This window comes from [Clostridium] citroniae WAL-17108, from assembly GCF_000233455.1.
Taxonomy (GTDB): Bacteria; Bacillota; Clostridia; order Lachnospirales; family Lachnospiraceae; genus Enterocloster; species Enterocloster citroniae.
This window is the reverse complement of record NZ_JH376424.1, coordinates 303,309-318,950: the sequence shown is the minus strand read 5'-3', so window position 1 is coordinate 318,950 and position 15,642 is coordinate 303,309. Positions and strand designations below refer to the sequence as shown.

The 15,642-nt window shown below is 50.5% G+C and carries 13 protein-coding genes; 11 read left to right on the top strand and 2 right to left on the bottom strand.

The annotated features are described in order from the left end of the window. Positions 1-36 precede the first annotated feature (36 nt). From ftsY to HMPREF9469_RS18610, 6 genes are all read left to right on the top strand, one after another. Positions 37-975 (top strand): signal recognition particle-docking protein FtsY, encoded by a 939-nt coding sequence (gene ftsY / locus HMPREF9469_RS18635; RefSeq protein WP_007865050.1) that lies wholly within the window; start codon positions 37-39, stop codon positions 973-975. Positions 976-1,032: 57 nt separating this feature from the next. Beyond that, complete coding sequence (ilvA, locus tag HMPREF9469_RS18630; protein ID WP_007865049.1) at positions 1,033-2,265, top strand: threonine ammonia-lyase; 1,233 nt, start codon at positions 1,033-1,035, stop codon at positions 2,263-2,265. 54 nt (positions 2,266-2,319) lie between these two features. Next, positions 2,320-3,903, top strand: a complete 1,584-nt coding sequence (locus HMPREF9469_RS18625; RefSeq protein ID WP_040416849.1) for a ClC family H(+)/Cl(-) exchange transporter — start codon at positions 2,320-2,322, stop codon at positions 3,901-3,903. Positions 3,904-3,942: 39 nt separating this feature from the next. Then, on the top strand, positions 3,943-4,491 hold the full coding sequence (locus HMPREF9469_RS18620) for a hypothetical protein (protein ID WP_007865042.1): 549 nt from the start codon (positions 3,943-3,945) through the stop codon (positions 4,489-4,491). A 12-nt stretch (positions 4,492-4,503) separates the two neighbouring features. Further along, positions 4,504-4,797 carry a hypothetical protein gene (locus HMPREF9469_RS18615; protein WP_007865039.1) on the top strand — a complete coding sequence of 98 codons (294 nt, stop codon included), beginning with the start codon at positions 4,504-4,506 and terminating at the stop codon, positions 4,795-4,797. Positions 4,798-5,094: 297 nt separating this feature from the next. Further along, the gene (locus HMPREF9469_RS18610) at positions 5,095-6,792 is read left to right on the top strand and encodes an ammonium transporter (protein WP_007865036.1); all 1,698 of its coding nucleotides are present in this window, start codon (positions 5,095-5,097) and stop codon (positions 6,790-6,792) included. Positions 6,793-6,854: 62 nt separating this feature from the next. On the opposite strand, the gene HMPREF9469_RS18605 is transcribed toward HMPREF9469_RS18610, so the two are convergent. Then, complete coding sequence (locus HMPREF9469_RS18605; RefSeq protein ID WP_007865033.1) at positions 6,855-7,739, bottom strand: MBL fold metallo-hydrolase; 885 nt, start codon at positions 7,737-7,739, stop codon at positions 6,855-6,857. Between the two features lie 216 nt (positions 7,740-7,955). Between HMPREF9469_RS18605 and HMPREF9469_RS18600 the strand changes: the two genes are divergently transcribed. The 4 genes from HMPREF9469_RS18600 to HMPREF9469_RS18585 all read left to right on the top strand — a co-directional run bounded on the left by HMPREF9469_RS18600 (position 7,956) and on the right by HMPREF9469_RS18585 (position 12,823). Beyond that, on the top strand, positions 7,956-8,834 hold the full coding sequence (locus HMPREF9469_RS18600; RefSeq protein WP_007865030.1) for a DUF368 domain-containing protein: 879 nt from the start codon (positions 7,956-7,958) through the stop codon (positions 8,832-8,834). 10 nt (positions 8,835-8,844) lie between these two features. After that, positions 8,845-10,758 carry a sigma-54-dependent Fis family transcriptional regulator gene (locus tag HMPREF9469_RS18595; protein WP_007865027.1) on the top strand — a complete coding sequence of 638 codons (1,914 nt, stop codon included), beginning with the start codon at positions 8,845-8,847 and terminating at the stop codon, positions 10,756-10,758. Between the two features lie 258 nt (positions 10,759-11,016). Continuing rightward, positions 11,017-11,901, top strand: a complete 885-nt coding sequence (gene garR, locus HMPREF9469_RS18590; RefSeq protein ID WP_007865023.1) for a 2-hydroxy-3-oxopropionate reductase — start codon at positions 11,017-11,019, stop codon at positions 11,899-11,901. A 22-nt stretch (positions 11,902-11,923) separates the two neighbouring features. Then, positions 11,924-12,823, top strand: coding sequence for a dihydrodipicolinate synthase family protein (locus HMPREF9469_RS18585; RefSeq protein ID WP_007865020.1), 900 nt, complete (start codon positions 11,924-11,926; stop codon positions 12,821-12,823). 54 nt (positions 12,824-12,877) lie between these two features. Here the strand turns inward: HMPREF9469_RS18585 and HMPREF9469_RS18580 are convergent, their stop codons facing one another. Continuing rightward, the gene (locus tag HMPREF9469_RS18580) at positions 12,878-13,801 is read right to left on the bottom strand and encodes a LysR family transcriptional regulator (protein ID WP_007865018.1); all 924 of its coding nucleotides are present in this window, start codon (positions 13,799-13,801) and stop codon (positions 12,878-12,880) included. Between the two features lie 484 nt (positions 13,802-14,285). Between HMPREF9469_RS18580 and HMPREF9469_RS18575 the strand changes: the two genes are divergently transcribed. Then, positions 14,286-15,620, top strand: coding sequence for an ABC transporter substrate-binding protein (locus HMPREF9469_RS18575; RefSeq protein WP_007865015.1), 1,335 nt, complete (start codon positions 14,286-14,288; stop codon positions 15,618-15,620). Positions 15,621-15,642: the final 22 nt, after the last annotated feature.

The following is a 15,642-nucleotide window of genomic DNA, read 5'->3' as shown; positions in this document are numbered from 1 at the left end:
TGATAAATGTAAATGACAATTAAGGAGTGAAGGTTTATGTCTGAGGGAAAGAAGGGATTTTTCGGTCGTCTGGTAGAAGGGCTTGCCAAGACCCGCAACAACATCGTATCCGGCATTGATTCCATCTTCAGTGGGTTTTCCGCCATTGATGATGATTTCTACGAGGAGATAGAGGAGACACTGATCATGGGCGATCTGGGGATCCAGACCACCATGTCCATTGTGGAGGATCTGAGGGCCAAGGTCAAGGAGCAGCACATCAAGGAGCCGGAGGAGTGCAAGGAACTGCTGGTGAGCAGCATCAAGGCACAGATGGACCTGGGTGAGAATGCCTATGAGTTTGAACACAAAAAGTCCGTGGTCCTTGTCATCGGGGTCAACGGCGTGGGCAAGACCACGTCCGTGGGCAAGCTGGCGGGACAGCTTAAGGATTCCGGCCACAAGGTGATACTGGCAGCGGCGGATACATTCCGCGCCGCTGCCATTGAACAGCTGACGGAATGGGCCGGCAGGGCGGGAGTGGATATTATCGCACAGCAGGAAGGCTCCGACCCGGCGGCTGTGATCTATGACGCCGTGGCTGCCGCCAAGTCCAGGAAGGCGGATGTGCTGATCTGTGACACGGCCGGCCGGCTCCATAATAAGAAGAACCTGATGGAGGAGCTTAAAAAGATCAACCGTATTATTGACAAAGAATACGCCGATGCCTACAGGGAGACCCTGGTGGTGCTGGACGGCACCACGGGCCAGAATGCACTGGCCCAGGCGCGCCAGTTTATGGAGGTTGCCGATATTACGGGGATCATCCTCACCAAGCTGGACGGCACGGCCAAGGGCGGTATCGCGGTGGCCATCCAGTCTGAATTAGGGCTTCCCGTCAAATATATTGGCATTGGTGAGCAGATTGATGATCTGCAGAAATTTAATGCGGATGATTTTGTCAATGCACTTTTCAATGTACAAAGGAATTCTTGAATTCAGCACTGTAACGTGATATAGTAGAAGACAAACGATGGAAAGAAGGACCCAATTATGGAAGAATTGACATTAGAGTGTTTTGAAGAAGCTTCTGATCTTGTAAAAGAAGTGACCACGGAGACAAAGCTTGTATACAGCGAGTATTTCTCTGCCCAGACCGGCAACAAGGTGTATTTTAAACCGGAGAACATGCAGTATACCGGCGCTTACAAGGTGAGAGGCGCTTACTATAAGATCAGCACCCTTAGTGATGAGGAAAAATCCAAAGGCCTGATCACCGCATCAGCGGGCAACCATGCCCAGGGCGTTGCCTATGCAGCCAAGCTGGCCGGTGTGAAGGCCACCGTTGTTATGCCCACCACCACGCCCCTGATGAAGGTAAACCGCACCAAGGGATATGGCGCCGAGGTGGTGCTGGAGGGCGATGTGTTCGATGAAGCATGTGATTATGCCTATAAACTGGCGGAGGAACACGGATATACCTTTGTACATCCATTTGACGATCTGGCCGTGGCAACAGGACAGGGCACCATTGCCATGGAGATCATAAAGGAACTGCCCACCGTGGATTACATACTGGTTCCCGTTGGCGGAGGCGGACTGTGTACAGGTGTTTCCACCCTGGCAAAGCTTCTTAATCCCAAGATCAAGGTGATCGGCGTGGAGCCGGCGGGCGCCAACTGTATGCAGGAATCCCTGCGCCAGGGACAGGTGACCACCCTTCCCGAAGTGAACACCATTGCGGACGGCACCGCGGTCAAGAGACCGGGAGAAAAGCTTTTCCCCTATATCCAGCAGAATGTGGATGATATCATCACCATTGAGGACAGCGAGCTGATCGTTTCATTTCTGGACATGGTGGAGAACCACAAAATGATCGTGGAGAACTCCGGTCTTCTCACCGTTGCCGCATTAAAGCATCTGAATGTACAGAAAAAGAAGATCGTTTCCATCTTAAGCGGCGGCAATATGGACGTGATCACCATGTCCTCTATTGTGCAGCACGGACTGATCCAGAGGGACCGCGTGTTCACGGTTTCCGTACTTCTTCCTGATAAGCCGGGTGAACTTGCCAGGGTATCATCCCTTTTGGCAAAGGAACAGGGCAACATCATCAAGCTGGAGCACAACCAGTTTATCAGCATCAACCGCAACGCTGCCGTGGAGCTCCGCATCACCATGGAGGCATTTGGAACAGACCACAAGAATCAGATCGTGGCGGCGCTCACAGGTGCGGGCTACCGTCCGAAGCTTGTTAAATTCAAGGGAACCTACAGCGAGATGTAATGGAAAGTGTAAGAAAGGGCTTTCAAAGTGATTTGAAACAGGGGGGTATATATGATGCGGCCGGAAGAACATACGGTTACTCATACGATTAACCGTTACCGGAGTTTTCGCTATGAGTTAATATTAGAAGGAGTGATAGTGGGGGCCATTGCAGGCGCCGTGGTGGTGGCGTTCCGGTATTTGATCGGATACGCGGACACATTGCTGCATTCCATTTTGGATTTTGGTCAGAGCCATCCATGGTTCATACCTGTGTGGTTCCTGATCCTGGCAGCAGCGGCCTTTATTGTGGCATGGCTTCTCAAATGGGAATCCCTGATCTCCGGAAGCGGCATCCCGCAGATCGAGGGCGAGATCATGGGTGAGATCGATGAATGCTGGTGGCGGGTGCTGTTAGCCAAGCTGGGGGGCGGCATCCTGTCACTGGGATGCGGCCTTTCCCTGGGCCGTGAAGGTCCCAGCATCCAGTTGGGCGCCATGGCGGCCAAAGGTTTTTCAAGGGTCACTAAGCGTGTTAAGACTGAGGAAAAGCTGCTGATCACATGCGGTGCCAGCGCCGGATTGTCGGCTGCCTTTAACGCTCCCATCGCGGGTATCCTGTTTTCCCTGGAGGAGGTACATAAGCATTTTTCACCGGAGCTTCTCCTATCCTCCATGGCGGCCTCCATCACATCGGACTTTGTTTCCAGAAATGTGTTTGGACTGAAACCTGTTTTTACATTTACCATTACTCACATGATGCCCTTATCCACTTACGGGCATGTGCTGTTTTTGGGAGTTATAATCGGAGCAATGGGGGTTGTCTACAACACCACACTTTCCAAGACCCAGGACCTGTATGAGAGGATCCCCTGGCGCCTTGTAAAGATCCTGATCCCCTTTATGCTGGCCGGAGTGTTCGGCTTTTTATACAGGGGAGTCCTGGGCGGAGGCCACGCCCTGGTGGAGGAGTTGTCTGCCGGGGATATGGTGTTGGGATCCCTGTGCCTGCTTTTGGTGGTCAAGTTCTGCTTTTCCATGGTCAGCTTTGGCTCAGGCGCTCCGGGCGGCATTTTTCTTCCCCTGCTTGTGCTGGGGGCTATTATCGGAAGTATTTATTACCGTGTGGCGGAGCATATGAGCCCTTCTCTGTCAGGACTTCTGGTGAATTTTATCATTCTTGGCATGGCGGGATACTTTTCAGCCATTGTCAGGGCGCCCATAACAGGAATTATCCTGATCAGCGAGATGGCAGGCTCTTTTTCTCACCTGCTCACACTGTCCATGGTATCCCTGGCCGCTTATCTGGTGCCCGATATGCTCCACTGCGCACCTGTTTATGACCAGCTGCTCCACAGACTGCTGCGAAAGCAGAATCCGGACAAACAAGCCACTCTGACCGGTGAAAAGGTCCTGGTGGAGGGGATGATCTTCCATGGAAGCGCTGCCGAAGGCAAAAAGGTATCCGCCATTGCCTGGCCAAGGACCTGTCTGGTGGTGTCCCTGATGCGGGGGGATGCCGAGTTTGTGCCAAGGGGGGATACCATGCTTTTGGCGGGAGATAAGATCGTGGTGCTGTGTGATGAGACGTCCGAGGGACAGCTCCACAGGACCCTGCAGGAATATTGCCAGACCGTTGGCCTCAGGCCTGAGGAGTGATGGAATAACGTATGGCAGATTGGAAAAGGGAGAATATATATGGATCATTATGGAAAAATCTTAAGGAACTCATTGCTGGTTTTTGCTGTAACAGCCGCCTCTGTGCTGGGCGGATGTGCCAAGGAACCCGCTCCGCCTGCCCAGACCACCGCGGCCACACAGACGGAATCCCAGGGCATGCCTAACCCCATGAAGGAGGCGGACAGTGTCCTGGACTTTGAGGCCATAGGCGTTCACATGGTGCTGCCAAAGGAAGCAGAGTCCCCTTCCTATTATATCATCAATGGAGAAGTGGCGGATGTGCAGTTCACCTTTGACGGCACTGAGTACACCTACCGGGCCTCCGACACAGCCCAGGATTTCGCAGGCATTTTTGAACGTTTTAAAGAGGGTGTGCTCACAGAGACAGCAGGAAGCAACGGACAGGAGACCGAGGTTCAGGTCAAGACCACGGAAAGCGGCGGCCGCCTGGCTTCCTGGGAATGGGGCAGTACCAAATATACCCTTTATACATCCGGCGAGGTGGAGGATACCGCCATCGCAGGTCTGGCCGTAACACTGGCCGAGTTAAGTGAAAACGAAAAATAAGCAGGTGCCGTCATGTTGGAATTAAAAGATTTCATGCCTATTAATTTCCTGAAAAAGGAAAAATTCACTGGAAGCCACAAGGGAATGCGTTTCCAAATGGAAAAGGTGGAGGCGGAAGGGGAAGAAAAGCCTAAACTGGGTGTTACCGTATGGCCGGAGCCATATGGATATGACGCTACCCCGGACAGTGAAAAGGAGAAGGTCCTGTTTGACTTTAATGCGGACGGTCTGGCCCAAGGAGTGGACTGGGTAAACCAACAGTTTGAGGCCCAGGCCGGGCGCTGGAAGGCCGCCAGTCTGCGATAAAGGTCTGACCTTTAACATTTTGCTGAAAATAATTGGTATTTTATTCTTTTTTTATAATTTATTAACGAAAACTTAATTAGTGGTTGACTTTTAAAAGTCAGCACATTATAATAAGGCACATAAAGAAAAGCGCTGGTGCTTATAACCGGCGCTTTTTCTGTTCTTACGTAAGCAACAGTGTGCACAATGGGGTGTATTGCGATCGCCAGGTACCGGCGGCAATACACCCTTTTGTTGTTCCAGTGCCATCCGGCACCGTCATCCCCATCAAAAACAAACCTCAAGGAGGAACGTATTATGGATTATTCAGCAGTTAATACTATCTGGGTCCTGCTAGGCGCAGCTCTGGTGTTTTTTATGCAGGCAGGTTTTGCAATGGTAGAGACCGGGTTCACAAGGGCTAAAAATGCAGGAAACATCATCATGAAAAACCTGATGGACTTTGCCATCGGTACCCCGCTGTTCTGGCTTACAGGCTTTGGCATCATGTTTGGGGGCACAGGCGCACTGGTGGGAGGATTGGATCCGCTGGTAAGAGGCGACTACAGCGCGGTCCTTCCCTCAGGGGTACCCCTTCCCGCCTTTCTGATCTTCCAGACTGTTTTCTGCGCAACGGCTGCAACCATTGTGTCGGGAGCCATGGCAGAGAGGACAAAATTTATTTCCTACTGTATCTACAGCGCAGTGATCAGCGCAGTGGTATATCCTGTATCCGGCCATTGGATCTGGGGCGGCGGCTGGCTGGCCCAGATGGGATTCCACGATTTTGCAGGTTCCACTGCGGTCCACATGTGCGGCGGAGTGGCTGCCCTCATAGGGGCAAAGATCCTGGGGCCCCGTATCGGGAAATATGACAAGGAGGGGAATCCAAAGGCGATCCTGGGCCACAGCCTTACACTTGGAGCCCTGGGAGTGTTCATTCTCTGGTTCTGCTGGTTTGGCTTTAACGGCTGTTCCACGGTTGCCATGGACAGCGATGCTGCCGTGTATTCAGCGGGCAATATCTTTGTAACCACCAACCTGGCAGCGGCCACGGCCACGGTAGCCACCATGGTCATTACCTGGATCCGCTACAAAAAACCGGATATTTCCATGACATTGAACGGTTCCCTGGCAGGCCTGGTTGCCATTACGGCCGGATGTGACCTTGTAACCCCTGTGGGAGCCTTTTTCATTGGCCTGATCGCCGCTTTTGTTGTGGTATTCGGCATTGAGTTCATTGACAAGGTGTGTAAGATCGATGATCCTGTGGGGGCCATTGGGGTCCATGGAATGTGTGGTGCTGCGGGAACTCTGCTTACCGGGGTATTTGCTGCCGAGGGCGGCCTGGTATATGGTGGCGGCGCAGGATTTCTGATGATCCAGTTCATCGGCGTGATCGCTGTCATTGCATGGGTTACCGTAACCATGTTCGTCACCTTTAATGTCTTAAAGCACACCATCGGTCTTCGGGCCGGCTGGGAAGAGGAGACTAAGGGGCTGGATGCTACCGAACACAACCTGACCAGTTCCTATGCGGATTTTATGCCCATGGTATTCATGGGCAAATCACAGGAATCAGAGCCTTCCCAAGGGATCTCCATGGAAAAATCCGTTACCGTGGAACATTTCCCCGAATCCAAACCGGCTTCCACAACAGCCAAGCTGACAAAAATAGTCATGGTATTTAACCAGGCCAGATTTGTGGCCCTCAAGGATGCCCTTTCCCAGCTGGGAGTGACCGGCATGACCATTACCCAGGTCATGGGCTGCGGCACCCAGAAGGGCCATGCCAATTACTACAGAGGCATAAAGATAGAGGAAGTGGCCCTTCTTCCCAAGATCAAACTGGAAGTAGTGGTGAGCAGGGTTCCGGTGGAGGACGTGATCGCCACGGCAAAAAAAGTCCTGTACACAGGAAATATCGGAGATGGAAAACTGTTTGTATATGATGTGGAAAATGTGATCAAGGTGCGTACCGGCGAGCAGGGATTTGACGCACTGCAGGGTGAATAAGAGGTCCGGTGATCACACATCCAGACCGCTTAGATTAGACCGTTCAGATTAGACCGCTCAGATCACACGGACCAGATGATCCTGTTGTCCTGTACGTATGCCTGCAGGAGCCCCGTATCCTTCAGCCAGGCCAGGTAGGAGCGTATGGTGGAGCCTACCAGCACATGCTGCTGGAAGTTCATGGTCAGGCCGTAGTAATCAAAAACAGCTTTTAAAACCGACTCAAAGGTCTGCGGGGCAGCGCACAGCTCCAGCAATTTGGCCGCGATCTCATGGACGCACTGTTTATTGTACTCGGCCAGACTGCGGATGCTGTCGGTCGCCTCCGCATGGGCGGGAACAAAAAGGGCGGCCTCCATGGTCATGACTTTGTCAAGGGTCTCCAGATAGGAAGCCACATCATATATAAACGATACCTTGTATTTGTCCAGGGTGGCGCGGCTGCTCAGGCAGTCAGCCAGGAATAGGGTGCCATCAGGGATGCGCACCCCCACCATCTGGAAAAAATGGCCCGGAAGAGGAATGATCTCCAGTTCTCTCAGGGCCTCGTCTTCATACAGGGAATCCATGTCGCTCACCTGGCTGCTTGGGGCCATAAGAAATTTGTGGCGCAGATCCGCAAAGGGATAACCTCCGTAAAGAAATGCTGGTTCCAGTTCCGGGTAAGCGGTAAAGGCAGCCTCCACACCTTTTGCATACACCTTGCAGCCTGTCTGCTGCTGGAGATACCGGTTGCCTCCAATGTGGTCTGCATTGGAATGGGTGTTGATGATGGCGTGAAGCTGCCAGCCCTCCCGTTCCAGAATCTGGCGGACCTTTCGGCCGGCATCCTTGTCATTTCCGCTGTCAATGAGACAGACCTGGGTATCGTCTATTTTAAAAACACCTATTTTAGCAGGACAATTAATATAGAAGCTTCTGGGTCCCGCCTGGATCAGCTCATACATGATGTTACCTCCTTGCATTCTCAGCATTACATTCTTTGCATTACATTCTTTGCATTACATAATCAGGGTTACATTTTTAGTGTTGGTTTCCAGCATAAATTAGCACTATGATACCACATAAAAGCTGAAAAAGAAATAAGATGACTTTATATTTTACTTGAATTTCCCCATAATTCATGTATAATTGTTGAAAGAAATCGACAGGAGGAAATACATGTGCTTTTAAACGGTATCAGAGGGTTCTGCATGGCCATGGCGGACAGCGTTCCGGGGGTATCTGGGGGAACCATTGCCTTTTTGCTTGGGTTTTATGATGAGTTTATCAATTCGCTTAATGATCTGATGGGAAAGGATAATGCCAGGCGAAAACAGGCATTTATCTTCCTTTTTAAGTTGGGGATCGGGTGGATTCTGGGTTTTTGCCTGTCCGTCCTGGTACTTTCAGGCCTGTTTCAGGATTATATTTATGAAATCAGTTCCGTCTTTATGGGACTGACCCTGTTTGCGATCCCCATGGTCATCAGGGAGGAAAGGCATTCCATGAAGGGAAGATACGGCAATCTGATCTTTACCTTTGCAGGGATGGCTTTGGTATTCTGCATTTCGTATTTTAACCCCGCCGGCGGTCAGGGGATCAATGTTTCAGTGGAACATCTGTCCCTGGGACTGGTCGTCTATGTGTTCATCACCGCCATGGTGGCCATCACCGCCATGGTGCTTCCGGGAATTTCCGGTTCCACACTGCTTCTGATTTTTGGTATCTATGTACCCATCATAGGGGCTGTAAAAGAATTTCTTCATATGAACCTGAATTACGTGCCCATTCTGGCGGTGTTTGGTCTGGGTGTCATCACAGGCATTGTGGGGATCATTAAACTGATCAAGCTGTGCCTTGAGCGCTACCGCTCCCAGGCCATCTATACCATCATAGGCCTGATGATAGGCTCACTTTATGCCATTACCATGGGACCCACAACCTTGGACGTGCCCAGGGATCCCATGGGTCTTGACACGTTCAGGATCCTGTTCTTCCTTCTGGGCGGCCTGATCCTGGCCGGACTGGAGTTTATGAAGACAAGACTGGAGAAGCAGTAGAGGAGGACTTATGGGGAAAATCGTTCTTCTGGTGCCCAGGGAGGAAATGCTTTACCAGGCCCACAATATCCTGCAGGAAAAGAAATACGCCATCAGTGACATGCGGATGATCCAGACAGAGAACGCAGTGGTGGAGGCCAGAAGCGCCATTGCTGCCGGGGCTACCATCATCATTGCCAGGGGACTCCAGGCTTCCATTATCAAGCAGTACACGGATATCCCTGTGGTGGAGATCGTGGCAACCGCCCAGGAGATGGCCCTTTTGGTGGTCAAGGCAAAGCAGATCGTGGGTAAGACAAAACCGATCATTGCCGTGGTAGGTGTGAAGAATATGTTCTGTGATATGACGTATTTTGAGACCATCTATGACATCAAGCTGCGCACTTACTTTGCATCCAACGGGGCTGGACTGGAAGAACAGGCCAAGCTGGCCATGGAGGAAGGCGCCGACCTGATGATCGGCGGGGATGTGGCTGTGGCCACGGCAAAGGAAGCCGGTTTTCCCTCCCTGTTTCTTTCCATGACCGAGGATTCCCTGCGCATGGCATTTGCCATGGCGGAAAGCATGGACTTTGCCATGGGCGCTGAAAAGAGGAGCAATGCCCAGATCGAAGCGCTTTTGGATTATTCCTTTAACGGTGTGGTAAACATGGACAGGAATGGTGTCATTACCACGGTCAATCCTGTGATGAGGGATATCCTGGGACCCGAGGGCGAGCAGATCATAGGCCGGAGGATGGAGCAGGTATTCCAGGATATCGACCAGGGAAAACTGGTCCGGGTGCTGGAAGGGCGGGATGAAAGCTATTCCTCCTTTATGCAGGCTAACGGCACCCCTGTGTTTGCCATCCTTGCACCTGTCAGGGTGGGGGATGAGGTGGAAGGCGCCATCCTTACCTGTCACAAGGTAAAGCGCCAGAGACCGGTAAAAGAGCGGGATCACGCGGACGGAAACCATTTGAAGCATCACGGCCTGATCGCCAGGGGCAGCTTTTCATCCCTGGTCCAGAACTCCAGGCCCATGCAGGACTGTATCCATCTGGCAAGGCTTTACTCCCAATCCCAGCAGCCGGTGCTGATCCTGGGGGAGACCGGAAGCGAACTGCGCCTCATGGCAGAGAGTATGCACAATGCCGGCCTGTATAATGACGGGGCGTTTTTTTCCCTCACCTGCAACGGCCTTTCCGGGGAAGAGCAGCATGATATGATCTTTGGCGATAAGGGAGCGGTGTTTCTGGCCAATGAGGGAACCATTTACATGGAAGATGTGGAACATCTCTCCCTGTCCAGCCAGTATGGTCTGTACCAGCTGATCCGCTACAAAACAGGGAGCAGCAGGGACGTTGCGGGAACGGTGCATTTTCACATCCGCATCATGGCATCCAGCACCCTGCCTTACACCAGGCTTTGGGAGATGGTGGAGGAAGGCAGGTTCAGAAGGGACCTGTTCTATCTGCTGTCTGGACTTAAACTTCAGGTGCCCCCTCTCAGGGAGCGCCCCGAGGATCTGGAACAGCTGATCGAAGACCTTTTAAAAGAGTCCTGCGACCAATATTCCAGATATCACGTGCTGACAAAGGGAGCACGCCAGTGCCTGAAGGAATATGGCTGGCCCGGCAACAGGATCCAGCTGGATTCCTACATGAACCGTCTGGTGCTCACCGCTGGAAAAAGAAGCATTGACGAGATCCTGGTGCGTGCCATGTTGGAAGAGTTGTATCCCCCGAAAGAAATCTCCCCTCCCGGTGAGTATGAAAAGGAAGATCGGCCGGCAGGTCTTGTAAAACCTGTGCAGAGCGAGGAGGAGAGACAGATCCGGACCGCATTGGCAAAATGCAGCGGAAACAGGGAACGCACTGCAAAAAGCCTGAAAATCAGCAAGGCCACTCTTTGGAGGAAGATGAAGAAGTATAATATCGAGTAAGTATGATATGGGACTGAAATGAAATAAAATTAAAATATATTTGAAATTACTATTTCATAATTGAATCATTTTTTGAAAGACTGGACGGCTTGTATATAAAAAGCCGTCTTTTTTATTTACAATGTCAATTGTAGAAAAAGAAACGGTCAGATATAATGTGGTCATAGGTCAGGGATATCCTCAGCAGCAAGGGCACACACGCCTTCTTGTCCGCCAAGGGTATGAATGGCCAAATTGAATGAAAGGTGAGGTAATGAAATGAAAGTAGGTTTTATCGGATTAGGCATTATGGGAAAGCCAATGAGCAAGAATTTATTAAAAGCTGGTTATGAGCTGGTTATTTTTGATTTTAACAAGGACGCAGTGAACGAGGTGGTAGGCTGCGGCGCTGTAGCTGCCGCCAACGGCAAGGAGGTTACCGAACAGTGTGAGGTAGTGATCACCATGGTTCCCAACTCCCCTCATGTACGTGCTGCCGTACTGGGTGAAAACGGTGTTGCAGAAGGCGCAAAGCCAGGAACAGTTGTAATTGACATGAGCTCCATTGACCCAACTGAGAGCAAGGCCATCGGCGCTGAGCTGGCCAAGCTGGGGATCGATATGCTGGATGCACCTGTTTCCGGCGGAGAGCCAAAGGCCATTGACGGTACCCTGTCCGTTATGGTGGGCGGCAAAAAGGAACTCTTTGACAAGTATTACGACATGCTCATGGTTATGGCCGGCTCTGTTGTATATGTGGGTGAGCTGGGTTCAGGCAATGTTGCCAAGCTGGCTAACCAGATCGTGGTTGCCGTCAATATTGCTGCCGTATCTGAAGCCCTTACCTTTGCAAAAAAGGCTGGAACAGATCCTGAGTTAGTATACCAGGCGATCAGAGGCGGACTGGCAGGCTCCACTGTTATGGATGCAAAGGCACCTATGATGTTGAGCAGAAACTTCAAACCCGGCTTCCGCATTGAACTGCACATTAAGGACCTGAACAACGCGCTGAACGCAGCCCATGCCATCAGTTCCCCGGTTCCCTTAACAGGACAGCTGATGGAGATCATGCAGGGCTTAAAGGCTGACGGCTACGAGAAGGAAGACCACTCCAGTATTGTTAAGTACTACGAGAAGATCGCCAATACCACAGTTGAGTCATAATCACCCCTAAAGGAGAAGCGTCATGAATACAGATTTTATCAAGGGTGTCATTGTCCCCATTCTCACTCCTGTCAATGAAAATGAGTTTATTGACGAGGCAAAGCTGAGAGATCAGGTTAACTATGTGATCGAGGGAGGCGTACTGGGTATCCTGGCATTTGGCAGTAACGGAGAGTTCTATGTCATTGAGGAAGATGAGATGGAGCGCGGATTAAAGATTATGATCGACCAGGCGGCCGGCCGTGTACCTGTATATTTTGGAATCGGTGCGATCAGCACCAAAAAGTGCTGCCGCCTTGCTCAGATGGCGGTGCGGTGCGGTGCGGCAGGCATTTCCGTGCTGCAGCCCATGTTCTTAAAGCCAACTGAGGATGAGCTGTATCTGCATTTTAAGACCATTGCCGAAACAGTGCCTGAGACACCCGTACTGCTGTACAACAATCCGGGCCGGGTAAACTATACCATGTCCGGCAAGCTGGTGGAGCGCCTTGCCCATGAAGTTCCCAATATTGTGGGAATGAAGGATACCAGCGGCGACATCACCCAGACCTCTGAGTTCATCAGGCGGACAAGGGATGTGGGCTTTAAGGTGTTTGGCGGAAAGGACACCCTGTTATACGCATCCATGTGTCATGGCGCAGTGGGCGGCGTGTGCACGGCGGCCAACTTCATGCCTGAGCTGATCGTGGATGTTTACAATAAGTATGTGGCCGGCGACCTTCAGGGTTCCCTGGAAGCACAGTTTAAGCTGAATCCCGTAAGACTGTCCATGGACGGAGCCAGCTTCCCCGTGGCGGCAAAGGATATGGCCAATCTGAGGGGAAGGGACATCGGTCTTCCCTATAAGCCCAATCTGGCAACACCGGAAGGTCCTGTATTAGACAGGATCAAGGCTGAAATGAAAGCTGCCGGCCTGATCTAAAGGCTGCTTCACAAGGGCTTTGCAATGCCCGCTTTACATTATAGTCGGCAAGGTTCACTGTGTGGCCGTTATCTTGTCTCCCCACTGCTCCTTCATCAGATCGATGAAGCTGCGGGCCGGGCGGCTGAGGTAGCGGCCCTTTTTGTAACTGGCCGTAAACTGCCAGGTTGGGCGGGAGGGCAGGTGGAAACAGCAGAAATCCTGGTCCAGGTCCTTTACATAGTAGTAGGGCAGGATGCCGCAGCACATGTTGGCCCGTATCATGGAAATAATGGTATGGTTATTGCCTGTCTCAAATAATACCTGGGGGCTGAAGCCCGCTTCCGCGAAAATGCGGTTGAGCATGGTACTCATGGTAGAGCGGCGGTCCATGAGCACAAAGGGTTCGTACTCAAGTCTGCGGATATCCATAGTGGCATAGTCCTCCCCCTCTTCGGGCCGGGTGCTGGCCAAGGGATGTCCTGCCGGGATCACCAGGAACAGCTCCTCGTCATAGATCGGTTCATACAGATCATCGCTCCTGTCCTTGTCCGTTAATGTGAGAAACGCAAGATCCAGATCTCCCATGGAGATCAGTTTCTGGAGCTGCTTGACAATGCCCTCCACCGGTTCAATGATCACATTGGGATAGAGCTGGTGAAAGGTTCCGTACACCCGGGTAAACATATTGATCCCCCTTCCGGCGGTAAAGCCCACGGCCAGGTGGCCGCATCTTCCGTCTGACAGATCGTGGATGGTCTGATACGTTTCCCGCTTCAGGCGCATGATCTCCTTGGCGTTCCTGATATAGATCTCACCGGCTTCTGTCAGGTGCCAGTTGGTACGGGAACGGTGGAAGAGGGGGGTTCCCAATTCATTCTCCAGCTTGATCAGCTGCTGGTTTAAGGCGGACTGGGTGATAAAAAGCTTGGCTGCTGCGTGGGTAATGTTATTTTCTTCCGCTATCTTCAATATATATTCAATCTGTCTTGTGTCCATATGATCTCCTTATGATGGGAATTTAATTTCATTCTAACGCATGGATAGCCGAATTGCAAGTTTGTGGATTATTCTGGGAAAATCCGGGAATTATATGTACCAGGATCGATATTGAAATTTTTATAAGAGTGGAAAAAGTTCATAGCATAACGGGTAAGACAGAACTTGATTTATAAATACAATGTGTGCAAATGTGACAAAAAAAACAATAAACTATATAATAGATTGTCAATAGACAACAATAATAATTCGATATATAATATCTTTATAATTACGAAGATATTTCATATTACGAATATAAGAGAAAATCAGTATAATATACAAATGTATCACACTAGTTGTTATATGGCCAGAATGATGTGAATATTTAAGGGGTTTGGGTATTGGGTGAAGTCACCTTATTTTTTTAAAGTATATGTGGAAGCGCTTCCACATATATTCCACAAATGTGATTCCATAATTAAAACATGAAGGAGGAGGAAGAATGAATAAACTGGCATTATTAACGGCAGTAGCTATACTGACCGTAAGTTCATTAACGGGGTGTTCGTCAAAAGAAACTGCGAAACCGGACAATAGTAAAAACAGTGAAACAGAAAGCAACAGTACACTTGCGCAGGACCAGACAGACAAACCAAACATCAGGGTATGGATCAAAAAATCCTTTAGTGAAACTGCTGATAATGCATTGGCGGAACGTCTGAAGGAATTTGGGACATCCACCGGGAAATGTACAGTAGAAGTAGAGTTTATACCAAATGCCAACTTTGGTGAAAAATACGCAGCAGCAGTGGAATCCGGGGAGGTTCCTGATGTAGCGTTCATGACATTGTATTTATTGAGACAGTATTACGACAATGGACTGATGATGGAGATCAGTGACGTAGTGGATGGAATTGAGGGAAGCGGCCATGCATTATCTGAAAAAGCTAAAAGTGCAGCTACATTTGATGATGGTCTGTATGCGGTGCCATACTACCTTAACGGTGCAGCCATGTTTTACCGCAAAGATTACTTAAATCAAGCCGGATGGGATAAACCTCCCGTCACATGGGAAGAGGTTCGTCAATGTGCTAAAGATGTAACTGAAAAGGTAGAAGGTGTATATGGCTTGGGATTTACATATGGAAAATGCCCGGATACAGAAAACAATGGCAGAAGCGCCCTATTCAGCCTGGGAGGCCATATATTTGATACGGAAGGAAATCTGTCCTTGTCCGCACCGGAGACATTGGAAGCCCTTCAATGGATATGCGATTTATATCTGGTAGACGAATCTGTTCCCCCAACTGCCGTCAGCTGGGACGATGCTGGAAATAACACAGCGTTCCTGAGCGGCCAGGTGGCTATGATTTTTAACGCCGCGTCCTTGACAATGGAATTACAGAAACCGGATAATGCAGAATTTGCCGCCAATGTTGGGGTTGCAAACATGCCGTCCGGAGCAGACGGAACAAAGGTCTGCAACGGGCCTCAATATCTCTCCATATTTAAGAATGCAAAAAATCCGGATTTGGCGAAGGAGTTAATTCAGTATAATATGAATTACGACTGGTACAGCGGATGGGTAGATGAGATGAAATATGGGGTACAGCCGGCGTTTGCAGATATAACGTATAACGACCCTTATATTCTTCCGTATATAGATTCAAATGAAAATTCTGTGTGGCAGGGATACCCCGGTCCATATACAGGGATTGCCGCAAAGGCATGGTCTGCCTTTAAGCTGACGGATGTGTTTCAGAGAGTCCTGGTGGATAAGGTTCCGGTGGACCAGGCCGCGGCCGAAATACAGGAGCAGATTAAAGCGTTGGAGTAACAGAGGGTTGCGGGGCTGGCAT

What these genes read in the sequence shown, in the direction of transcription:
- HMPREF9469_RS18605 (WP_007865033.1), bottom strand. Translation starts at nt 7,739, where the DNA reads ATGTATGAGCTGATCCAGGCGGGACCCAGAAGCTTCTATATTAATTGT.
- garR (WP_007865023.1), top strand. Translation starts at nt 11,017, where the DNA reads ATGAAAGTAGGTTTTATCGGATTAGGCATTATGGGAAAGCCAATGAGC.
- HMPREF9469_RS18610 (WP_007865036.1), top strand. Translation starts at nt 5,095, where the DNA reads ATGGATTATTCAGCAGTTAATACTATCTGGGTCCTGCTAGGCGCAGCT.
- HMPREF9469_RS18585 (WP_007865020.1), top strand. Translation starts at nt 11,924, where the DNA reads ATGAATACAGATTTTATCAAGGGTGTCATTGTCCCCATTCTCACTCCT.
- ftsY (WP_007865050.1), top strand. Translation starts at nt 37, where the DNA reads ATGTCTGAGGGAAAGAAGGGATTTTTCGGTCGTCTGGTAGAAGGGCTT.
- HMPREF9469_RS18615 (WP_007865039.1), top strand. Translation starts at nt 4,504, where the DNA reads ATGTTGGAATTAAAAGATTTCATGCCTATTAATTTCCTGAAAAAGGAA.
- HMPREF9469_RS18575 (WP_007865015.1), top strand. Translation starts at nt 14,286, where the DNA reads ATGAATAAACTGGCATTATTAACGGCAGTAGCTATACTGACCGTAAGT.
- HMPREF9469_RS18625 (WP_040416849.1), top strand. Translation starts at nt 2,320, where the DNA reads ATGCGGCCGGAAGAACATACGGTTACTCATACGATTAACCGTTACCGG.
- HMPREF9469_RS18620 (WP_007865042.1), top strand. Translation starts at nt 3,943, where the DNA reads ATGGATCATTATGGAAAAATCTTAAGGAACTCATTGCTGGTTTTTGCT.
- HMPREF9469_RS18580 (WP_007865018.1), bottom strand. Translation starts at nt 13,801, where the DNA reads ATGGACACAAGACAGATTGAATATATATTGAAGATAGCGGAAGAAAAT.
- ilvA (WP_007865049.1), top strand. Translation starts at nt 1,033, where the DNA reads ATGGAAGAATTGACATTAGAGTGTTTTGAAGAAGCTTCTGATCTTGTA.
- HMPREF9469_RS18595 (WP_007865027.1), top strand. Translation starts at nt 8,845, where the DNA reads ATGGGGAAAATCGTTCTTCTGGTGCCCAGGGAGGAAATGCTTTACCAG.